The sequence below is a fragment of the Robertmurraya sp. DFI.2.37 genome, assembly GCF_029211245.1.
Classification (GTDB): Bacteria; Bacillota; Bacilli; order Bacillales; family Cytobacillaceae; genus Robertmurraya; species Robertmurraya methanolica_A.
On the sequence record NZ_JARGEJ010000663.1, the window covers coordinates 1 to 299 of the forward strand.

At 37.1% G+C, this 299-nt stretch carries 1 pseudogene; it reads right to left on the reverse strand.

From position 1 onward, the window contains the following. Positions 1-10: 10 nt before the first annotated feature. Positions 11-286: pseudogene (locus PZE06_RS28110) on the reverse strand (DUF4317 family protein). Positions 287-299: the final 13 nt, after the last annotated feature.

The window sequence follows — 299 nt, forward strand, 5'->3', positions numbered from 1 at the left end:
CAAGTTTTGGCTAATCGTAATCTTCGCTGTCCTCGTTTTCTTGAACCACTCGGGTAATTTCTTCGTATACATTGGAAATTGTTTCTGTATCCACTTCATCACCAATGACTTTTTGAATAATGATTTCAAAGCTAGCTTTATCTTCTTCAGCCGTGATGATATCTTCGCAATTCAGCACTTCAGCAATGAACCGATAATCTGGTTCATTTGCTTTTCATGCAATATAAAGAATTCGATTCACATCTCCTGCATTTTCGTGAAAAACAGGGAACATAAATCCTGCCAATGGTGTCGTTAAA